Annotated in this window: 13 protein-coding genes; 12 read left to right on the top strand and 1 reads right to left on the bottom strand. The window is 72.5% G+C overall.

All coding sequences use genetic code 11. The annotated features are described in order from the left end of the window. Positions 1–153 precede the first annotated feature (153 nt). The 6 genes from aroC (at position 154) to nusB (ending at position 8,277) form a co-directional block, all read left to right on the top strand. Positions 154–1,338, top strand: coding sequence for a chorismate synthase (gene aroC, locus ACFZA0_RS19950; RefSeq protein WP_391018394.1), 1,185 nt, complete (start codon positions 154–156; stop codon positions 1,336–1,338). After that, positions 1,335–2,981, top strand: coding sequence for a 3-dehydroquinate synthase (aroB, locus tag ACFZA0_RS19955; protein ID WP_391018396.1), 1,647 nt, complete (start codon positions 1,335–1,337; stop codon positions 2,979–2,981). Before aroC ends, aroB begins: the two co-directional genes overlap by 4 nt. A 301-nt stretch (positions 2,982–3,282) precedes the next feature. Further along, positions 3,283–4,173 (top strand): AAA family ATPase, encoded by an 891-nt coding sequence (locus tag ACFZA0_RS19960; protein WP_391018399.1) that lies wholly within the window; start codon positions 3,283–3,285, stop codon positions 4,171–4,173. 1,930 nt (positions 4,174–6,103) lie between these two features. Then, on the top strand, positions 6,104–7,210 hold the full coding sequence (locus ACFZA0_RS19965) for a M24 family metallopeptidase (protein WP_391018402.1): 1,107 nt from the start codon (positions 6,104–6,106) through the stop codon (positions 7,208–7,210). A 63-nt stretch (positions 7,211–7,273) separates the two neighbouring features. Continuing rightward, entirely contained in the window at positions 7,274–7,840 is a 567-nt protein-coding gene (efp, locus tag ACFZA0_RS19970) for an elongation factor P (protein WP_391018404.1), read from the top strand. A 2-nt stretch (positions 7,841–7,842) separates the two neighbouring features. After that, a complete protein-coding gene (gene nusB, locus ACFZA0_RS19975; protein WP_391018407.1) occupies positions 7,843–8,277 on the top strand; it encodes a transcription antitermination factor NusB in 435 nt (144 codons plus the stop codon). Between the two features lie 274 nt (positions 8,278–8,551). On the opposite strand, the gene bldD is transcribed toward nusB, so the two are convergent. Then, a complete protein-coding gene (gene bldD / locus ACFZA0_RS19980) occupies positions 8,552–9,052 on the bottom strand; it encodes a transcriptional regulator BldD (RefSeq protein WP_391018410.1) in 501 nt (166 codons plus the stop codon). A 253-nt stretch (positions 9,053–9,305) separates the two neighbouring features. Between bldD and pyrR the strand changes: the two genes are divergently transcribed. The 6 genes from pyrR to carB all read left to right on the top strand — a co-directional run bounded on the left by pyrR (position 9,306) and on the right by carB (position 17,285). Beyond that, on the top strand, positions 9,306–9,878 hold the full coding sequence (gene pyrR / locus ACFZA0_RS19985; protein ID WP_391018413.1) for a bifunctional pyr operon transcriptional regulator/uracil phosphoribosyltransferase PyrR: 573 nt from the start codon (positions 9,306–9,308) through the stop codon (positions 9,876–9,878). Between the two features lie 110 nt (positions 9,879–9,988). Further along, positions 9,989–10,981 (top strand): aspartate carbamoyltransferase catalytic subunit, encoded by a 993-nt coding sequence (locus tag ACFZA0_RS19990; protein ID WP_391018415.1) that lies wholly within the window; start codon positions 9,989–9,991, stop codon positions 10,979–10,981. Positions 10,982–10,986: 5 nt separating this feature from the next. Beyond that, complete coding sequence (locus tag ACFZA0_RS19995) at positions 10,987–12,273, top strand: dihydroorotase (protein ID WP_391018417.1); 1,287 nt, start codon at positions 10,987–10,989, stop codon at positions 12,271–12,273. Further along, on the top strand, positions 12,273–12,845 hold the full coding sequence (locus tag ACFZA0_RS20000) for a hypothetical protein (RefSeq protein WP_391018420.1): 573 nt from the start codon (positions 12,273–12,275) through the stop codon (positions 12,843–12,845). Before ACFZA0_RS19995 ends, ACFZA0_RS20000 begins: the two co-directional genes overlap by 1 nt. Next, positions 12,842–13,984 (top strand): glutamine-hydrolyzing carbamoyl-phosphate synthase small subunit, encoded by a 1,143-nt coding sequence (gene carA / locus ACFZA0_RS20005; RefSeq protein WP_391018423.1) that lies wholly within the window; start codon positions 12,842–12,844, stop codon positions 13,982–13,984. Before ACFZA0_RS20000 ends, carA begins: the two co-directional genes overlap by 4 nt. Then, a complete protein-coding gene (gene carB / locus ACFZA0_RS20010; protein ID WP_391018425.1) occupies positions 13,977–17,285 on the top strand; it encodes a carbamoyl-phosphate synthase large subunit in 3,309 nt (1,102 codons plus the stop codon). The genes carA and carB overlap by 8 nt, the downstream gene beginning before the upstream one ends. The last annotated feature ends 48 nt before the right edge of the window (positions 17,286–17,333 follow it).

A 17,333-nucleotide genomic window follows, 5' to 3' on the forward strand; every position in this document is an offset into this window, starting at 1 on the left:
GCGTCCGCCTGCTGGACCCACGTAAGGATCACCTTCCGGACGTGGGAGGATCGGGGGCGGCGGGCCAGGGCCGCGCACCCGGTTCCGCCGCGGCCGTACGCGAAGGGGCGTACGGGGAGGCAGTACCAGAGCGCGAGTACTTGAGGAGCACCGTTGAGCAGGTTGCGCTGGCTGACCGCGGGGGAGTCCCACGGTCCCGCACTCGTCGCGACGCTGGAGGGCCTTCCCGCCGGCGTGCCGATCACCACGGACATGGTGGCGGACCATCTGGCGAGGCGGCGGCTCGGCTACGGCCGCGGCGCGCGCATGAAGTTCGAGCGGGACGAGGTCACCTTCCTCGGCGGCGTCCGGCACGGACTCACCCTCGGCTCCCCGGTCGCCGTCATGGTCGGCAACACCGAGTGGCCCAAGTGGGAACAGGTCATGTCCGCCGACCCGATCCCCGCGGACGTCCTCGACGGCCTCGCCCGCAACGCGCCCCTCACCCGGCCCCGCCCCGGCCACGCCGACCTCGCCGGCATGCAGAAGTACGGCTTCGACGAGGCCCGGCCGATCCTGGAGCGCGCCTCCGCGCGCGAGACCGCCGCCCGGGTCGCCCTCGGCGCCGTCGCCCGCTCCTACCTCAAGGAGACCGCGGGCATCGAGATCGTCTCGCACGTGGTCGAACTGGCCGCCGCGAAGGCCCCGTACGGCGTCTACCCCACGCCCGCCGACGTCGAGAAGCTGGACGCCGACCCGGTGCGCTGCCTCGACGAGGAGGCGTCGAAGGCGATGGTCGAGGAGATCGACCAGGCCCACAAGGACGGCGACACCCTCGGCGGCGTCGTCGAGGTGCTCGCGTACGGCGTGCCCGTCGGTCTCGGCTCGCACGTCCACTGGGACCGCCGCCTGGACGCGCGGCTCGCCGCGGCCCTCATGGGCATCCAGGCGATCAAGGGCGTCGAGGTCGGCGACGGCTTCGACCTGGCCCGCGTGCCCGGCTCCCAGGCCCACGACGAGATCGTCGTCACCGACGACGGCATCCGCCGCGTCACCGGCCGCTCCGGCGGCACCGAGGGCGGCCTCACCACCGGTGAACTCCTGCGCGTGCGCGCCGCGATGAAGCCCATCGCCACCGTGCCGCGCGCCCTGCGGACCGTCGACGTCGTCACCGGCGAGGCCGCCCAGGCCCACCACCAGCGCTCCGACGTGTGCGCCGTGCCGGCCGCCGGCATCGTCGCCGAGGCGATGGTCGCGCTCGTCCTCGCCGACGCCGTCGCGGAGAAGTTCGGCGGCGACTCCGTCCCCGAGACCCGGCGCAACGTCGAGTCCTACCTGAAGAACCTGGCCATCCGGTGAGCGCTCCGCTCCTGGTGGTGCTCGTCGGGCCGATGGGTGTCGGCAAGTCGACCGTGGGCCGGCTGCTCGCCGAGCGTCTCGGTGTCGGCTACCGGGACACCGACGACGACATCGTCGAGGCCGAGAAGCGCACCATCGCCGAGATCTTCGTCGACGACGGCGAACCCGTCTTCCGCGCGCTGGAGAAGGAGGCCGTGCGCACCGCCCTCGACGAGCACCACGGCGTCCTCGCCCTCGGCGGCGGCGCGGTCCTCGACGCGGACACCCGCGCACTGCTCGCGGGACGCCGCGTCGTCTACCTCTCGATGGACGTCGAGGAAGCGGCGAAGCGCACCGGCCTCAACGTGGCCCGCCCGCTGCTCGCGGTCAACCCGCGCAAGCAGTGGCGTGAACTCATGGACGCCCGGCGGGACTTCTACACCGAGGCGGCCCACGCGGTCGTGGCGACCGACGACCGCACGCCCGAAGAGGTCGTCGACGCCGTGCTCGAAGCACTCGACCTGTCGGCCGCAGCAGCCGTGCCGACCCCGGCCACCCCGCAGGAGGACGCGATGGCAGACCAGGTGACCCGCATCCACATCGCTGGCTCCGCGGGCAGCGACCCCTACGAGGTCCTCGTCGGCCGCCAACTCCTCGGTGAACTGCCCGGGTTGATCGGCGACCGCGCCCAGCGCGTCGCGGTCGTGCACCCCGAGTCGCTCGCCGAGACGGGCGAGGCGCTGCGCGCCGACCTCGCCGGCCAGGGCTACGAGGCCGTCGCCATCCAGGTCCCGAACGCCGAGGAGGCCAAGACCTACGAGGTCGCCGCCTACTGCTGGAAGGCCCTCGGCCAGTCCGGGTTCACCCGCACCGACGTCATCGTCGGCGTCGGCGGCGGCTCCACCACGGACCTCGCCGGCTTCGTCGCCGCGACCTGGCTGCGCGGCGTGCGCTGGATCGCCGTGCCGACCACCGTGCTCGCCATGGTCGACGCGGCCGTCGGCGGCAAGACCGGCATCAACACCGCCGAGGGCAAGAACCTCGTCGGCTCCTTCCACCCGCCGGCGGGCGTGCTCTGCGACCTGGCCGCGCTGGACTCGCTGCCGGTCAACGACTACGTCTCCGGGCTCGCCGAGGTCATCAAGGCCGGCTTCATCGCCGACCCCGTGATCCTCGACCTGATCGAGTCGGACCCGCAGGCCGCCCGCACCCCGGCCGGCCCGCACACCGCCGAACTCATCGAGCGCTCGATCCGGGTCAAGGCCGAGGTGGTCTCCTCCGACCTCAAGGAGGCCGGGCTGCGCGAGATCCTCAACTACGGCCACACGCTGGGCCACGCCATCGAGAAGAACGAGCGGTACAAGTGGCGGCACGGCGCCGCCGTCGCCGTCGGCATGCACTTCGCCGCCGAACTCGGGCGCCTGGCAGGGCGGTTGGACGACGCGACCGCCGACCGGCACCGCGCGGTCCTGGAGTCGGTCGGGCTGCCCGTGCACTACCGGCACGACCAGTGGGCCAAGCTGCTGGAGAACATGAAGGTCGACAAGAAGTCGCGCGGCGACCTGCTGCGCTTCATCGTCCTCGACGGTCTCGCCCGGCCCACGGTGCTGGAGGGCCCCGACCCCGCGGTCCTTCTCGCGGCCTACGGCGAGGTCGGCCAGTAACCCAAGTCCCTTACGGGCCAGGGCAGTTCACCCTCGCGCCCCGCGGTCCCGCGCCGGTTTCCGGGGCGGTGCGGCGGGGCGCGAGGCGTTTCCGGGCACTTCGGGCGGTTCCCGGGCGTTCGCACTCCGTGGACCGGCGGGCGGTACCTTTCGCTGGTCCAGGGCCAGTTGACGATCTGCCCGCCGCTCCCCGTGGGCGGCCGACGGGAGTTCGGCGGCAGGCCCTAGGCTGTGCGGAAGACCGGGGCCCAGGGCCCCGCCCGCCAGCGCCAGTCGCCTGCACGAGACGGAGTGGCACCGGATGCAGCACGCAGTGGGGGTACCGCTGCCGCCGCCCCACCAGCCGGGGCACGGACCGGCCGCACACCACCCGGGGCCCCCGTGGGGCTCCGCCGCCGAACCCCCGCAGCCCCCGCCGGGTTACGGCGGCGAGCCCGTACCGCCCCCGGTCGTTCCCCCCGCCCCCGTCGCGCCCGCGATGCCGGGCTTCGCCGGGGCCCCGCCCGCCCAGGTGCCGCCGGTGCCGCCCGCCCACCCGGGCGCGGCGCTGCCGCCGGACACCACCGGGCACGTCCGGCTGCCGTCCGGCACGCCCGTCGCCGTACCGCCCGCGGCGAGCGTGCCCGACCCGGCGTCCACGACGCTCGCGGTGCTGCTGATCGGTCCGGCGGGCGCGGGCAAGACGAGCGTGGCGCAGTACTGGGCCGAGCACCGGCGGGTGCCGACCGCGCACATCAGCCTCGACGACGTCCGCGAGTGGGTCCGCTCCGGCTTCGCCGACCCGCAGACGGGGTGGAACGACCACTCGGAGGCCCAGTACCGCCTGGCCCGCCGCACCTGCGGCTTCGCCGCGCGCAACTTCCTGGCCAACGGCATCTCCTGCATCCTCGACGACGCGGTCTTCCCCGACCGCCCGGTCGTCGGCCTCGGCGGCTGGAAGCGGCACGTCGGACCGGGCCTGCTCCCGGTGGTGCTGCTGCCCGGCCTGGACGTCGTGCTGGAACGCAACGCGGAACGGTCGGGCAACCGCCGCCTCACCGACGAGGAGGTCGCCCAGATCCACGGCCGGATGGCGGGCTGGTACGGCTCCGGGCTGCCGATCATCGACAACTCGCAGCTGGACGTGGCCAGTACGGCCCAGGTCCTGGACGAGGTCCTGGCCCGCTCGATCGCGAGCCCGCCGAACTGGTGAGGGCGGGGCGGCGGCCGCCCCGGGGTCCGGCTCCGCCGTCGCCCACGCGGCGGCGGTCGGCGGACAAGGATAGGCGCCCTCGTCCCGTTCCGCCGGTCGCGTCGGCAGCGACGCGGGGAAGGGGAACAGGGCCGTACGGGCGACCCGGGCCCGCATGGCGCGGCCACCGCGGCCCGGGCCCCCGGACGTCAGGGGGCCGCCCCTCGGTCGCCCCATGGTCCTGCCGTGCCGGCGTCGTCTCACGCCCTCACCTCGCATCCCCGGGCCTCGATGCGCTGTCCGGCCCGAGTGCCGGCTGAGGCCCGTCCGTCGGCACCTCGGGGGTTGCGGCACCGGCGGTCGCCCTCTCGGTCGGGCCTGTGTCCGGGTGTGCGTCTATCGGGGCTGGGGAAGGGCGGCTCCGGTGGTGGTCGGACCGGCGTTCCGTCGTCCGGCGTCCGCTCCTCGCGCGCTGCGGCCCGTCCCGGCTCTTCGCGCGCTGTCCGCCCTGGGCTCCGGCTCGCCCGTCCTGGCCTGCACCGAGGGGCGCGACTCCACCAGGGGATCGCCCTCTCGGTCGGCCCGGTTCGGGCGAGCGTCTGCCGGGCGGGGCGGGGCCGATGCCGGTCGGACCGGCCTTCGGCCTCGTCCCGCACGAATGCCGGACGGGCTTCACGGCCGGGTCGGCCCGCGCCGGCCCCCGGACAGCACGGCGGTCGCCGTTCCGTCGTCCGGCGTCTGCTCCTCGCGTGCTGCGGCCCGTTCCGCCTCTTCGGGTGCTGTCCGCGCCGGGCTTCGGCTCGCCTGTCCCGGCCTGCACCCGAGGGGCGCGACTCCGGTTTAGGTGTGCGTCTCCCGGGCGGGGTGCGCCCGGAGTCGGTCGGACCGGCCTTCGGCCTCGTCCCGCACGAATGCCGGACGGGCTTCACGGCCGGGTCGGCCCGCGCCGGCCCCCGGACAGCGCGGCGGTCGCCGTTCCGTCGTGCGGCGTCTGCTCCGCGTGCTGCGGCCCGTCCGGTCTCTTCGGGCGCTTGTTCTGCACCGGGTTTCGGCTCGCCCCTCCTGGCCTGTACCCGAGGGGCGCGACTCCGGTTCGGGTGGGCGTCTCCCGGGCGTGGAGGGTCCGGTGCTGGTCGGACCGGCCTTCGGTGTCGCCTCGCACGAACGCCGGACGGGCTCCCCGGCCGGGTCGGCCCCCGGATCGCACGGCGGTTGGCGTTCCGTCGTCCGGCGTCTGCTCCGCGCGCTGCGGCCCGTTCCGCCTCTTCGGGTGCTGTCCGCCCCGGGCTTCGGCTCGCCCGTCCCGGTCTGCACCCGAGGGGGCGCGACTCCAGGAATCGCCCTCTCGGTCGGCCCGGTTCGGGTGCTTCTCCTGGGCGGGGCGGGTCCGGTGCCGGTCGGAACCGGCCTTCGGCCTCGTCCCGCACGAATGCCGGACGGGCTCCCCGGCCGGGTCGGCCCGCGTCGGCCCCCGGACAGCGCGTCGGTCGGCGTTCCGTCGTCCGGCGTCTGCTCCGCGCGCTGCGGCCCGTCCCGCCTCTTCGGGCGCTGTCCGCCCCGGGCTTCGGCTCGCCCGTCCCGGCCTACGCCCGAGGGGCGCGACTCCAGTGGGTCGCCCTCCCGGCCGGCCCGGACCTGGTGTGGCCCGTCCCTGCACCCGAAGGGTTGCGACTCCGGCGGATCGCCCCCTCGGTCGGCCCGACCCGGTGGGCCTTGACCCTGCGGCGGCCGGGCCGGGCCGGGCCGACCGGTTCGGCCCGGCCGCCGTCTGCCGCTGCCCCTCACCCCGTCCCCGGCTCCGTCCGGGGTGTGCCGCGTCCGGCGCGGCCCCGCGCGCCGCCGGCCGCCTGTCGTTGCCCCGGCGATGGTCGTCCCCGTACCGCGTCGGCGCCCCGCCCACTCGGCCCCTCCCGACCGGCGGCTTTCGGCCACCGCACCTACGCTCGGCCTCATGTCAGAGGTCTACGCGGCCCGTCGGGCCCGGCTACGGGAGCGCTGCACCGCGGGCGGCAGCGCGGCAGCGCTCGTCACCCGTCCCGCCAACGTGCGCTATCTCGCGGGCACCGCCCCCGCGGGCGCCGTGCTGCTGCTCGGCAGGGGGGAGGACCTGCTGGTGTGTGCCGGTGCGCCCGAGGAACGGCCCGGTGAGGGCAGGCCCGACGAGGCGCTGCGCGTGGAGACCGTGCGGTCGCCCGCCGGTGATGCCGCCGTGGCCGCCGCCGGTCTCGTCCTCGGCCAGGGCGCCGACTCCCTCGCCGTCGAGGAGCACCACCTCACCGTCGCCCGCCACCGTGCCGTCGCCGCCGTCGCGCCCGGCCTGCGGCTGACGGACGTGGGCGGGGCGGTCGAGCAGCTCAGGATCGTCAAGGACGAGGAGGAGATCTCCAGCCTCCGTATCGGCGCGGAGATCGCCGACCAGGCGCTGGGCGAACTCCTCGAATCCATCCTGGTGGGCCGCACCGAACGGCACCTCGCCCTGGAACTGGAACGCCGCCTCGTCGACCACGGTGCCGACGGCCCCGCGTTCCCGACCTCCGTCGCCACCGGGCCGAACTCCGGCAGGCGCGGCCACCGGCCCACCGACCGGCGGGTGGAGGAGGGCGACTTCCTCACCGTCTGCCTGGGTGCCGCGTACCGCGGATACCGCTGCGAGATCGGCCGTACCTTCGTGATCGGCAGCTCTCCCGCCGACTGGCAGATCGAGCTGTACGAGCTGGTCTTCGCCGCCCAGCGGGCCGCCCGGGAGAGCCTCGTACCCGGTGTGGTCTGCCGCGACGTGGACCGCGCGGCCCGGCAGGTACTGGACTCCGCCGGGTACGCCGAGGGCCTGTCGCAGCTCACCGGACACGGGGTCGGACTCGAAATCGCGGAGGACCCGCAGTTGGCCCCCTCGGCCATGGGTAAACTGGACGCTTGCGTGCCGGTCACCGTCGAACCGGGGGTCCACCTCCCGGGACGGGGTGGTGTCCGGATCGATGACACGCTCGTCGTACGCCCCGAGGCGGACGGCGGACCCGAGCTACTCACCATCACGACCAAGGAGCTGCTCGCGCTCTAGCCTCGCGCTGGGCGCACGCCCCGTGGTCGTCCACGTCAGTCCAGTCCAGGAGATTCCGCAACCGTGGCTTCCACGAACGACCTCAAGAACGGCCTGGTGCTCAAGCTCGAAGGCGGCCAGCTCTGGTCCGTCGTCGAGTTCCAGCACGTCAAGCCCGGCAAGGGCCCTGCCTTCGTGCGCACCAAGCTCAAGAACGTGCTCTCCGGCAAGGTCGTCGACAAGACCTTCAACGCCGGCGTCAAGGTCGAAACGGCCACCGTCGACAAGCGCGACATGCAGTTCTCGTACATGGACGGCGAGTACTTCGTCTTCATGGACATGGACACCTACGACCAGCTCATGGTCGACCGCAAGGCCGTCGGCGACGCCGCCAACTTCCTCATCGAGGGCTTCACGGCCACCGTCGCGCAGCACGAGGGCGAGGTGCTCTTCGTCGAGCTGCCGGCCGCCGTCGAGCTCGTCATCCAGGAGACCGAGCCGGGCGTCCAGGGCGACCGGTCCACCGGCGGCACCAAGCCCGCCACCCTGGAGACCGGTCACCAGATCCAGGTGCCCCTCTTCATCACCACCGGTGAGAAGATCAAGGTCGACACCCGTACGAGCGACTACCTCGGCCGGGTGAACAGCTAACCGTGGCTGCCCGCAACACGGCCCGTAAGCGCGCCTTCCAGATCCTCTTCGAGGGCGACCAGCGCGGCGCAGACGTCCTGACGGTCCTCGCGGACTGGGTACGGCTCTCCCGGGACGACACCCGCCAGCCGCCGGTGAGCGAGTACACCATGCAGCTCGTCGAGGGCTACGCGGAGCACGCGCGGCGGATCGACGAACTGATCGCGCAGTACGCGGTCGGGTGGACGCTCGACCGCATGCCCGTCGTCGACCGCAACATCCTGCGGCTGGGCGCGTACGAGCTGATCTGGGTCGACGCCACCCCCGACGCCGTCGTGCTGGACGAGATGGTCCAGCTGGCGAAGGAGTTCTCGACGGACGAGTCGCCCTCGTTCGTCAACGGCCTGCTCGGCCGGTTCAAGGAGCTCAAGCCCTCGCTCCGCCGCGACGAGGCCTGAGACCCGGGAGCCGTCTCCCGCGAGGGAGGCGCCGGGCAGCCGGGCGGGCACCTGGCCCGGACCGCCGGAGTCCGGCATCCACGAAGACCGAAGGGCCCGCAGCGCTGCTGCGGGCCCTTCGGCGTTCTCCGGGACCACGGGCGTTCTCCGCCGTCGGCGCGGCGGCTGCGGCTCCTGGGACCCGTGAGGCGCCCGAGGCCCGCAGAAAGCCGCCGGGGTGGCCGGAACGGTGAAGTTCCGGCCACCCCGGCGGCACGTTTCTGCTGAGGTGGGCTCAGCCCTCCTCGTGGGCCACCGCGCGGCGCGCGTCCGCGTCCAGGACACCCCAGTTGATGAGCTGCTCGGTCAGCACCGAGGGCGACTGGTCGTAGATGACCGCGAGTGTGCGCAGGTCGTCCTGGCGGATCGAGAGCACCTTGCCGTTGTAGTCGCCGCGCTGGGACTGGATCGTCGCCGCGTAGCGCTGGAGCGGGCCCGCCTTCTCGGCCGGCACGTGGGCCAGCCGCTCCAGGTCCAGGACCAGCTTCGGCGGCGGCTCGGCCGCTCCGCCCGGAGTGGTCCCCGGCAGCAGCTCCTGCACCGGCACGCCGTAGAAGTCCGCCAGCTCGGCGAGGCGCTGCACGGTCACGGCACGGTCGCCGCGCTCGTACGAACCGACCACGACGGCCTTCCAGCGGCCCTGGGACTTCTCCTCGACACCGTGGAGGGAAAGGCCCTGCTGGGTGCGGATGGCCCGGAGCTTGGCCCCGAGCTGTTTGGCGTATTCGCTGGACATATGGCTCCCCGGACACTGTGTCGACGCGGCTGCCTCGGTTGCGCGCCGCGCGGCTGGTAACTCACTGTGAGGTTACGCAGCGTTACTCTTCTGCGTCAAGCCGAAAGGTCCGCACCGATGCCTCCCGGACGGCCCCGGTCCGTTGCGCCAGGGGGGTGAACGGGGGCGACCGGGGGCCTGCTACCGTGGATGGCGCAAATCCGACGTCCTTTAAGAGCCGTCCCGTGAGACGGAGAAGGAGGTCCGTTTCCACATGGACACTCAAGCGTCCGATGCCCGGCCCGTACTCGAGGGCCCCGACATCGAGCGGGTACTGACCCGCATCGCCCACGAGATCGTCGAGCGCGCCAAGGGTGCCGACGACGTGGTGCTCCTCGGCATCCCCACCCGGGGTGTCTTCCTCGCCCGGCGCGTCGCCGCGAAGCTCGCGGAGATCACCGGCCGGACGATCCCCGTGGGCTCCCTCGACATCACGATGTACCGCGACGACCTGCGCATGCACCCGCCGCGTGCGCTCGCCCGCACCGAGATCCCCGGTGACGGCATCGACGGCCGCCTCGTCGTCCTCGTCGACGACGTCCTCTTCTCCGGCCGCACCATCCGCGCCGCGCTCGACGCCCTCGGCGACATCGGACGGCCGCGCGCGGTCCAGCTCGCGGTGCTCGTCGACCGCGGCCACCGCGAACTGCCCATCCGCGCCGACTACGTCGGCAAGAACCTCCCCACGTCGCTGCGGGAGACGGTCAAGGTCCAGCTCGCCGAGGAGGACGGCCGCGACACCGTCCTGCTCGGTCTCAGCCCGACCGCGGACGAGCGGCAGCCCTAGCGCCCGGTACGCGCGTCCCGCCGGACGCCGCTCCGGCATGCCCACGCGCGTGCCCGTCCGTACCGAATCTCCCGAATCGCCCGCTTGAACTGCCTTACGGAGCCTGACAGATGCAGCGTCATCTCATCTCGGCCGCCGACCTCACCCGCGACGACGCCGTCCTGATCCTCGACACCGCCGAGGAGATGGCCCGGGTCGCCGACCGGCCGATCAAGAAACTGCCGACCCTGCGCGGCCGTACCGTCGTCAACCTCTTCTTCGAGGACTCCACCCGCACCCGGATCTCCTTCGAGGCCGCCGAGAAGCGGCTGTCCGCGGACGTCATCAACTTCTCCGCCAAGGGCTCCTCGGTCTCCAAGGGCGAGTCCCTGAAGGACACCGCGCAGACCCTGGAGGCCATGGGCGTCGACGCGGTCGTCATCCGGCACGGCGCCTCCGGCGCCCCCTACCGGCTGGCCAACTCCGGCTGGATCGACGCCGCCGTCATCAACGCCGGCGACGGTACCCACCAGCACCCCACCCAGGCACTGCTCGACGCCTTCACGATGCGGCGCCGGCTCGTCGGCCACGACACCGGGCTCGGCAAGGACCTCGACGGCCGCCGCGTCACCCTCGTCGGCGACGTCCTGCACAGCCGCGTCGCCCGCTCCAACGTCGACCTGCTGCACACCCTCGGCGCGCACGTCACCCTCGTCGCGCCGCCGACCCTGCTGCCCGTCGGCGTCGAGGCCTGGCCCTGCGACGTGTCCTACGACCTCGACAGCACCCTGCCGAAGTCCGACGCCGTGATGATGCTCCGCGTGCAGAGCGAGCGCATGAACGCCGCGTTCTTCCCCACCGAGCGCGAGTACTCCCGCCGCTACGGACTCGACGGCGAGCGCATGGCGAAGATGCCCGAGCACGCCATCGTGATGCACCCCGGCCCGATGGTCCGCGGCATGGAGATCACCGCCGAGGTCGCCGACTCCGACCGCTGCACGGTCGTCGAGCAGGTCGCCAACGGCGTCTCCATCCGCATGGCCGTCCTCTACCTGCTTCTGGGCGGCGCCGTCTTCGACGCCAAGGGCGCGCCCGCCGGCAACACCCGTACCGAGGAGAAGTGACCGACATGAGCAAGACCCTGATCCGTGGTGCGAAGGTCCTCGGCGGCGAGCCGCAGGACGTGCTGATCGACGGCGGGACGATCGCGGCCGTCGGCACCGGGCTGTCCGCCGAGGGCGCCGAGGTCGTCGAGGCCGACGGGAAGGTGCTGCTGCCCGGCCTGGTCGACCTGCACACCCACCTGCGCGAGCCCGGCCGTGAGGACTCCGAGACCGTCCTCACCGGCACCCGCGCCGCCGCGAGCGGCGGTTACACCGCCGTGTTCGCCATGGCCAACACCTTCCCCGTCGCGGACACCGCCGGCGTCGTCGAGCAGGTCTGGCGGCTCGGCCAGGAGCACGGCTACTGCGACGTGCAGCCCATCGGCGCCGTCACCGTCGGCCTCGCCGGCAAGAAGCTCGCCGAGCTGGGCGCCATGCACGACTCCGCGGCCGGGGTCACCGTCTTCTCCGACGACGGCAAGTGCGTCGACGACGCCGTGATCATGCGCCGCGCCCTGGAGTACGTGAAGGCCTTCGGCGGCGTCGTCGCCCAGCACGCCCAGGAGCCCCGGCTCACCGAGGGCGCCCAGATGAACGAGGGCGTCGTCTCCGCCGAACTCGGTCTCGGCGGCTGGCCCGCCGTCGCCGAGGAGTCCGTCATCGCCCGCGACGTGCTGCTCGCCGAGCACGTCGGCTCCCGCGTCCACATCTGCCACCTGTCGACCGCCGGCTCCGTCGAGATCGTCCGCTGGGCCAAGTCCCGCGGCATCGACGTCACCGCCGAGGTCACCCCGCACCACCTGCTGCTCACCGACGAACTGGTGCGCAGCTACAACCCCGTCTACAAGGTCAACCCGCCGCTGCGCACCGAACGGGACGTGCTGGCGCTGCGCGAGGCCCTGGCCGACGGCACGATCGACATCGTCGCCACCGACCACGCCCCGCACCCGCACGAGGACAAGGACTGCGAGTGGGCCGCGGCGGCCATGGGCATGGTCGGTCTGGAGACCGCCCTGTCCGTGGTCCAGGAGACGATGGTCGAGACCGGCCTGATCGACTGGGCGGGCGTCGCGGAGCGGATGTCCTTCGCCCCGGCGCGCATCGGGTCCGCCCGCGGCCACGGCCGCCCCGTCTCGGCAGGCGAGCCCGCCAACCTCGTCCTCGTCGACACCGCATACCGTGGGCGCGTGGACCCCGCGGGCTTCGCCTCGCGCAGCCGCAACACCCCGTACGAGGGCCGTGAGCTGCCGGGGCGCGTCACCCACACCTGGCTGCGGGGCAAGGCCACCCTCGTCGACGGGAAGCTCACGTGATGCCTGCAACCCTCCTCGCCGCCCAGCAGAAGTCGGCAGAGGTGACCGACTGGTCCGCCCGGATCGGCTGGCTGGTCGGACTCGTCCTCTTCGTCGCCCTCGTCTACTGGCTGATGCGCGAGGGCTGGAAGTGGCGCGGCACGCTGCAGAACGACCTGCCCGAACTGCCGGAAGTGCCCGAGGACGCCGGTCCGGCGAGACTGGTGATGAGTGGCCGCTACCACGGCTCCACCACCGCCGGGCACTGGCTCGACCGGATCGTGGCCCGCGGCCTCGGCACGCGCAGCCGGGTCGAGCTGACCCTGACCGACGCGGGACTGGACGTCGTACGCCCCGGTGCGAGCGACTTCTTCGTACCGGCCGCACGGCTGCGCGAGGCCCGGCTCGACAAGGGCATCGCCGGCAAGGTCCTCACCGAGGGCGGACTGCTCGTCGTGACCTGGGAGCACGGCGGCAAGGAGCTCGACTCCGGCTTCCGCTCCGACACGGCCGCCGAGCACGCCGAGTGGGTCCGGACCATCAACAACATGATCAGCAAGACGGAAACGACGGAAACGGAAGGCGCACGATGACGACCTCCACACAGGGGGCCCCGAAGAGCCCCGCCGTACTCGTCCTGGAGGACGGCAGGATCTTCCGCGGCCGTTCCTACGGGGCGGTCGGCTCGACCTTCGGCGAGGCCGTGTTCTCCACCGGCATGACCGGCTACCAGGAGACCCTCACCGACCCCTCCTACCACCGCCAGGTCGTCGTGATGACCGCCCCGCACGTCGGCAACACCGGCGTCAACGACGAGGACCCCGAGTCCGCCCGCATCTGGGTCTCCGGCTACGTGGTGCGCGACCCCGCCCGCAAGCCCTCCAACTGGCGCTCCCGCCGCACCCTCGACGAGGAGCTGGCCGCCCAGGGCGTCGTCGGCATCAGCGGCGTCGACACCCGCGCCCTCACCCGCCACCTGCGCGAGCGCGGCGCCATGCGCGTCGGCATCTTCTCCGGCGAGGCGCTGCCCGCCGAGGCCGCCATGCTCGAAGAGGTGCGCCGCGCCCCGGAGATGAAGGGCGCGAGCCTCTACGAGGAGGTCGCCACCAAGGAGGCGTACGTCGTCCCCGCGGTCGGCGAGAAGAAGTTCACCGTCGCCGCCGTCGACCTCGGCATCAAGGGCATGACCCCGCAGCGGATGGCCGAGCGCGGCATCGAGGTGCACGTGCTGCCCGCCACCGCGAGCGCCGACGAGGTCTACGCCGTCGCCCCGGACGGCGTCTTCTTCTCCAACGGCCCCGGCGACCCCGAGCAGGCGGACCAGCCGGTCGCGCTGATGCGCGAGGTGCTGGAGCGCGGCACCCCGCTGTTCGGCATCTGCTTCGGCAACCAGATCCTGGGCCGCGCCCTCGGCTTCGGCACGTACAAGCTGAAGTACGGCCACCGCGGCATCAACCAGCCGGTGCAGGACCGTACGACCGGCAAGGTCGAGGTCACCGCGCACAACCACGGATTCGCCGTCGACGCCCCGCTCGACAAGGTCTCCGACACCCCCTACGGCCGCGCCGAGGTCTCCCACGTCTGCCTCAACGACGACGTGGTCGAGGGACTCCACCTCCTGGACCGGCCGGCCTTCAGCGTCCAGTACCACCCCGAGGCGGCGGCCGGCCCGCACGACGCCGCCTACCTGTTCGACCGCTTTGTTTCTCTGATGGAGGCCCAGCGTGCCTAAGCGCACCGATATCCAGTCCGTCCTGGTCATCGGCTCGGGCCCGATCGTCATCGGCCAGGCCGCCGAGTTCGACTACTCCGGGACCCAGGCCTGCCGCATCCTGCGGGCCGAGGGCCTGCGGGTGATCCTCGTCAACTCCAACCCGGCGACGATCATGACCGACCCGGAGATCGCCGACGCGACCTACGTCGAGCCGATCACCCCCGAGTTCGTCGAGAAGATCATCGCCAAGGAGCGCCCCGACGCGCTCCTGCCCACCCTCGGCGGCCAGACCGCGCTCAACACCGCGATCTCCCTGCACGCCGCGGGCACCCTCGACAAGTACGGCGTCGAGCTGATCGGCGCCAACGTCGAGGCGATCAACAAGGGCGAGGACCGCGAGCTGTTCAAGGGCGTCGTCGAGGCCGTCCGCGCCAAGATCGGGCACGGCGAGTCCGCCCGCTCGGTGATCTGCCACACCATGGACGACGTCATCGGCGGCGTCGAGACGCTCGGCGGCTACCCCGTCGTCGTGCGCCCCTCCTTCACCATGGGCGGCGCCGGCTCCGGCTTCGCGCACGACGAGGACGAGCTGCGCCGCATCGCCGGCCAGGGCCTCACGCTCTCCCCGACCACGGAGGTGCTCCTGGAGGAGTCCATCCTCGGCTGGAAGGAGTACGAGCTGGAGCTGATGCGCGACAAGAACGACAACGTCGTGGTCGTCTGCTCCATCGAGAACTTCGACCCGATGGGCGTGCACACCGGCGACTCCATCACCGTCGCCCCGGCGATGACGCTCACCGACCGCGAGTACCAGGTGCTGCGCGACATCGGCATCGCGGTCATCCGCGAGGTCGGCGTCGACACCGGCGGCTGCAACATCCAGTTCGCGGTCAACCCCGAGGACGGCCGGGTCATCGTCATCGAGATGAACCCGCGCGTCTCCCGCTCCTCCGCACTCGCCTCCAAGGCCACCGGCTTCCCGATCGCGAAGATCGCCGCCAAGCTCGCCGTCGGCTACACCCTCGACGAGATCCCCAACGACATCACGCGCGAGACCCCGGCCTCCTTCGAGCCGACCCTCGACTACGTGGTCGTCAAGGCGCCCCGCTTCGCGTTCGAGAAGTTCCCGTCCGCCGACTCCACGCTGACCACGACCATGAAGTCGGTCGGCGAGGCCATGGCGATCGGCCGCAACTTCACCGAGGCGTTCCAGAAGGCGCTGCGCTCGCTGGAGAAGAAGGGCAGCCAGTTCACCTTCGTCGGCGACCCCGGCGACAAGGCCGAACTCCTGGAAGCCTCCCGCCGGCCCACCGACGGCCGCATCAACACCGTCATGCGGGCCATCCGCGCCGGTGCCAGCCAGGAGGAGGTCTTCGACTTCACGAAGATCGACCCCTGGTTCGTCGACCAGCTCTTCCTGATCAAGGAGACCGCCGACGACCTGGCCGCCGCCCCCGAGCTGACCGGTGACCTGCTCGCCGAGGCCAAACGGCACGGCTTCTCCGACCAGCAGATCGGCGAGATCCGCGGCCTGCGCGAGGACGTCGTCCGCGAGGTCCGCCACGCGCTCGGCGTCCGGCCGGTCTACAAGACGGTCGACACCTGCGCCGCCGAGTTCGCCGCGAAGACCCCGTACTTCTACTCGTCCTACGACGAGGAGAACGAGGTCGCGCCCCGCGAGAAGCCCGCGGTGATCATCCTCGGCTCCGGCCCCAACCGCATCGGCCAGGGCATCGAGTTCGACTACTCCTGCGTCCACGCCTCCTTCGCGCTCAGCGAGGCCGGCTACGAGACCGTGATGGTCAACTGCAACCCCGAGACCGTCTCCACCGACTACGACACCTCCGACCGGCTCTACTTCGAGCCGCTCACCCTGGAGGACGTCCTGGAGATCGTGCACGCCGAGCAGCAGGCCGGCCCGGTCGCCGGTGTCATCGTGCAGCTCGGCGGCCAGACCCCGCTGGGCCTCTCCCAGGCGCTCAAGGACAACGGCGTGCCCGTCGTCGGCACCCCGCCGGAGGCGATCCACGCCGCCGAGGACCGCGGCGCCTTCGGCCGCGTCCTCGCCGAGGCGAACCTGCCCGCGCCCAAGCACGGCACCGCCACCACCTTCGCCGGCGCCAAGACCATCGCCGATGAGATCGGCTACCCGGTCCTGGTGCGCCCCTCGTACGTGCTCGGCGGACGCGGCATGGAGATCGTCTACGACGAGACCCGCCTGGAGGCGTACATCGCCGAGTCGACCGAGATCAGCCCCTCGCGGCCGGTCCTCGTCGACCGCTTCCTCGACGACGCGATCGAGATCGACGTCGACGCGCTCTACGACGGTCACGAGCTCTACCTCGGCGGCGTCATGGAGCACATCGAGGAGGCCGGCATCCACTCCGGCGACTCGGCCTGCGCGCTGCCCCCGATCACGCTCGGCGGCTTCGACATCAAGCGCCTGCGTGCCTCGACCGAGGCCATCGCCAAGGGCGTCGGCGTGCGCGGCCTGATCAACATCCAGTTCGCGATGGCCGGGGACATCCTCTACGTCCTGGAGGCCAACCCGCGCGCCTCGCGCACCGTCCCCTTCACCTCGAAGGCGACCGCGGTGCCGCTGGCCAAGGCGGCCGCGCGCATCTCGCTCGGCGCCACCGTCGCCGAGCTGCGCGCCGAGGGGCTGCTGCCCCGGCAGGGCGACGGCGGCGAACTCCCGCTGGACGCGCCGATCTCCGTCAAGGAGGCCGTGATGCCCTGGTCGCGCTTCCGCGACATCCAGGGACGCGGCGTCGACACCATCCTCGGCCCGGAGATGCGGTCCACCGGCGAGGTCATGGGCATCGACTCCGTCTTCGGCACGGCGTACGCCAAGTCGCAGGCGGGCGCCTACGGGCCGCTGCCCACCAAGGGCCGCGCGTTCATCTCGGTGGCCAACCGCGACAAGCGCTCGATGATCTTCCCCGCGCGTGAACTGGTCGCCCACGGCTTCGAGTTGTTCGCCACCTCCGGCACCGCCGAGGTGCTGCGCCGCAACGGCATCAACGCCACCGTCGTGCGCAAGCAGTCCGAGGGCGAGGGCCCCAACGGTGAGAAGACGATCGTCCAGCTCATCCACGACGGCGCGGTCGACCTCATCGTCAACACCCCGTACGGCACCGGCGGCCGCCTCGACGGCTACGACATCCGCACGGCGGCCGTGGCCCGGTCGGTGCCGTGCCTGACCACCGTGCAGGCGCTCGCCGCCGCGGTGCAGGGCATCGACGCCCTCAACCACGGTGACGTGGGGGTGCGTTCCCTCCAGGAACACGCCGAGTTCCTGACCGCGGCCCGCGACTAGCACCGAAGAGGGGGACACCGGAAACGGTGTCCCCCTTCTCGTGAAGGA

Source organism: Streptomyces sp. NPDC008150, from assembly GCF_042956945.1.
GTDB lineage: Bacteria > Actinomycetota > Actinomycetes > Streptomycetales > Streptomycetaceae > Streptomyces.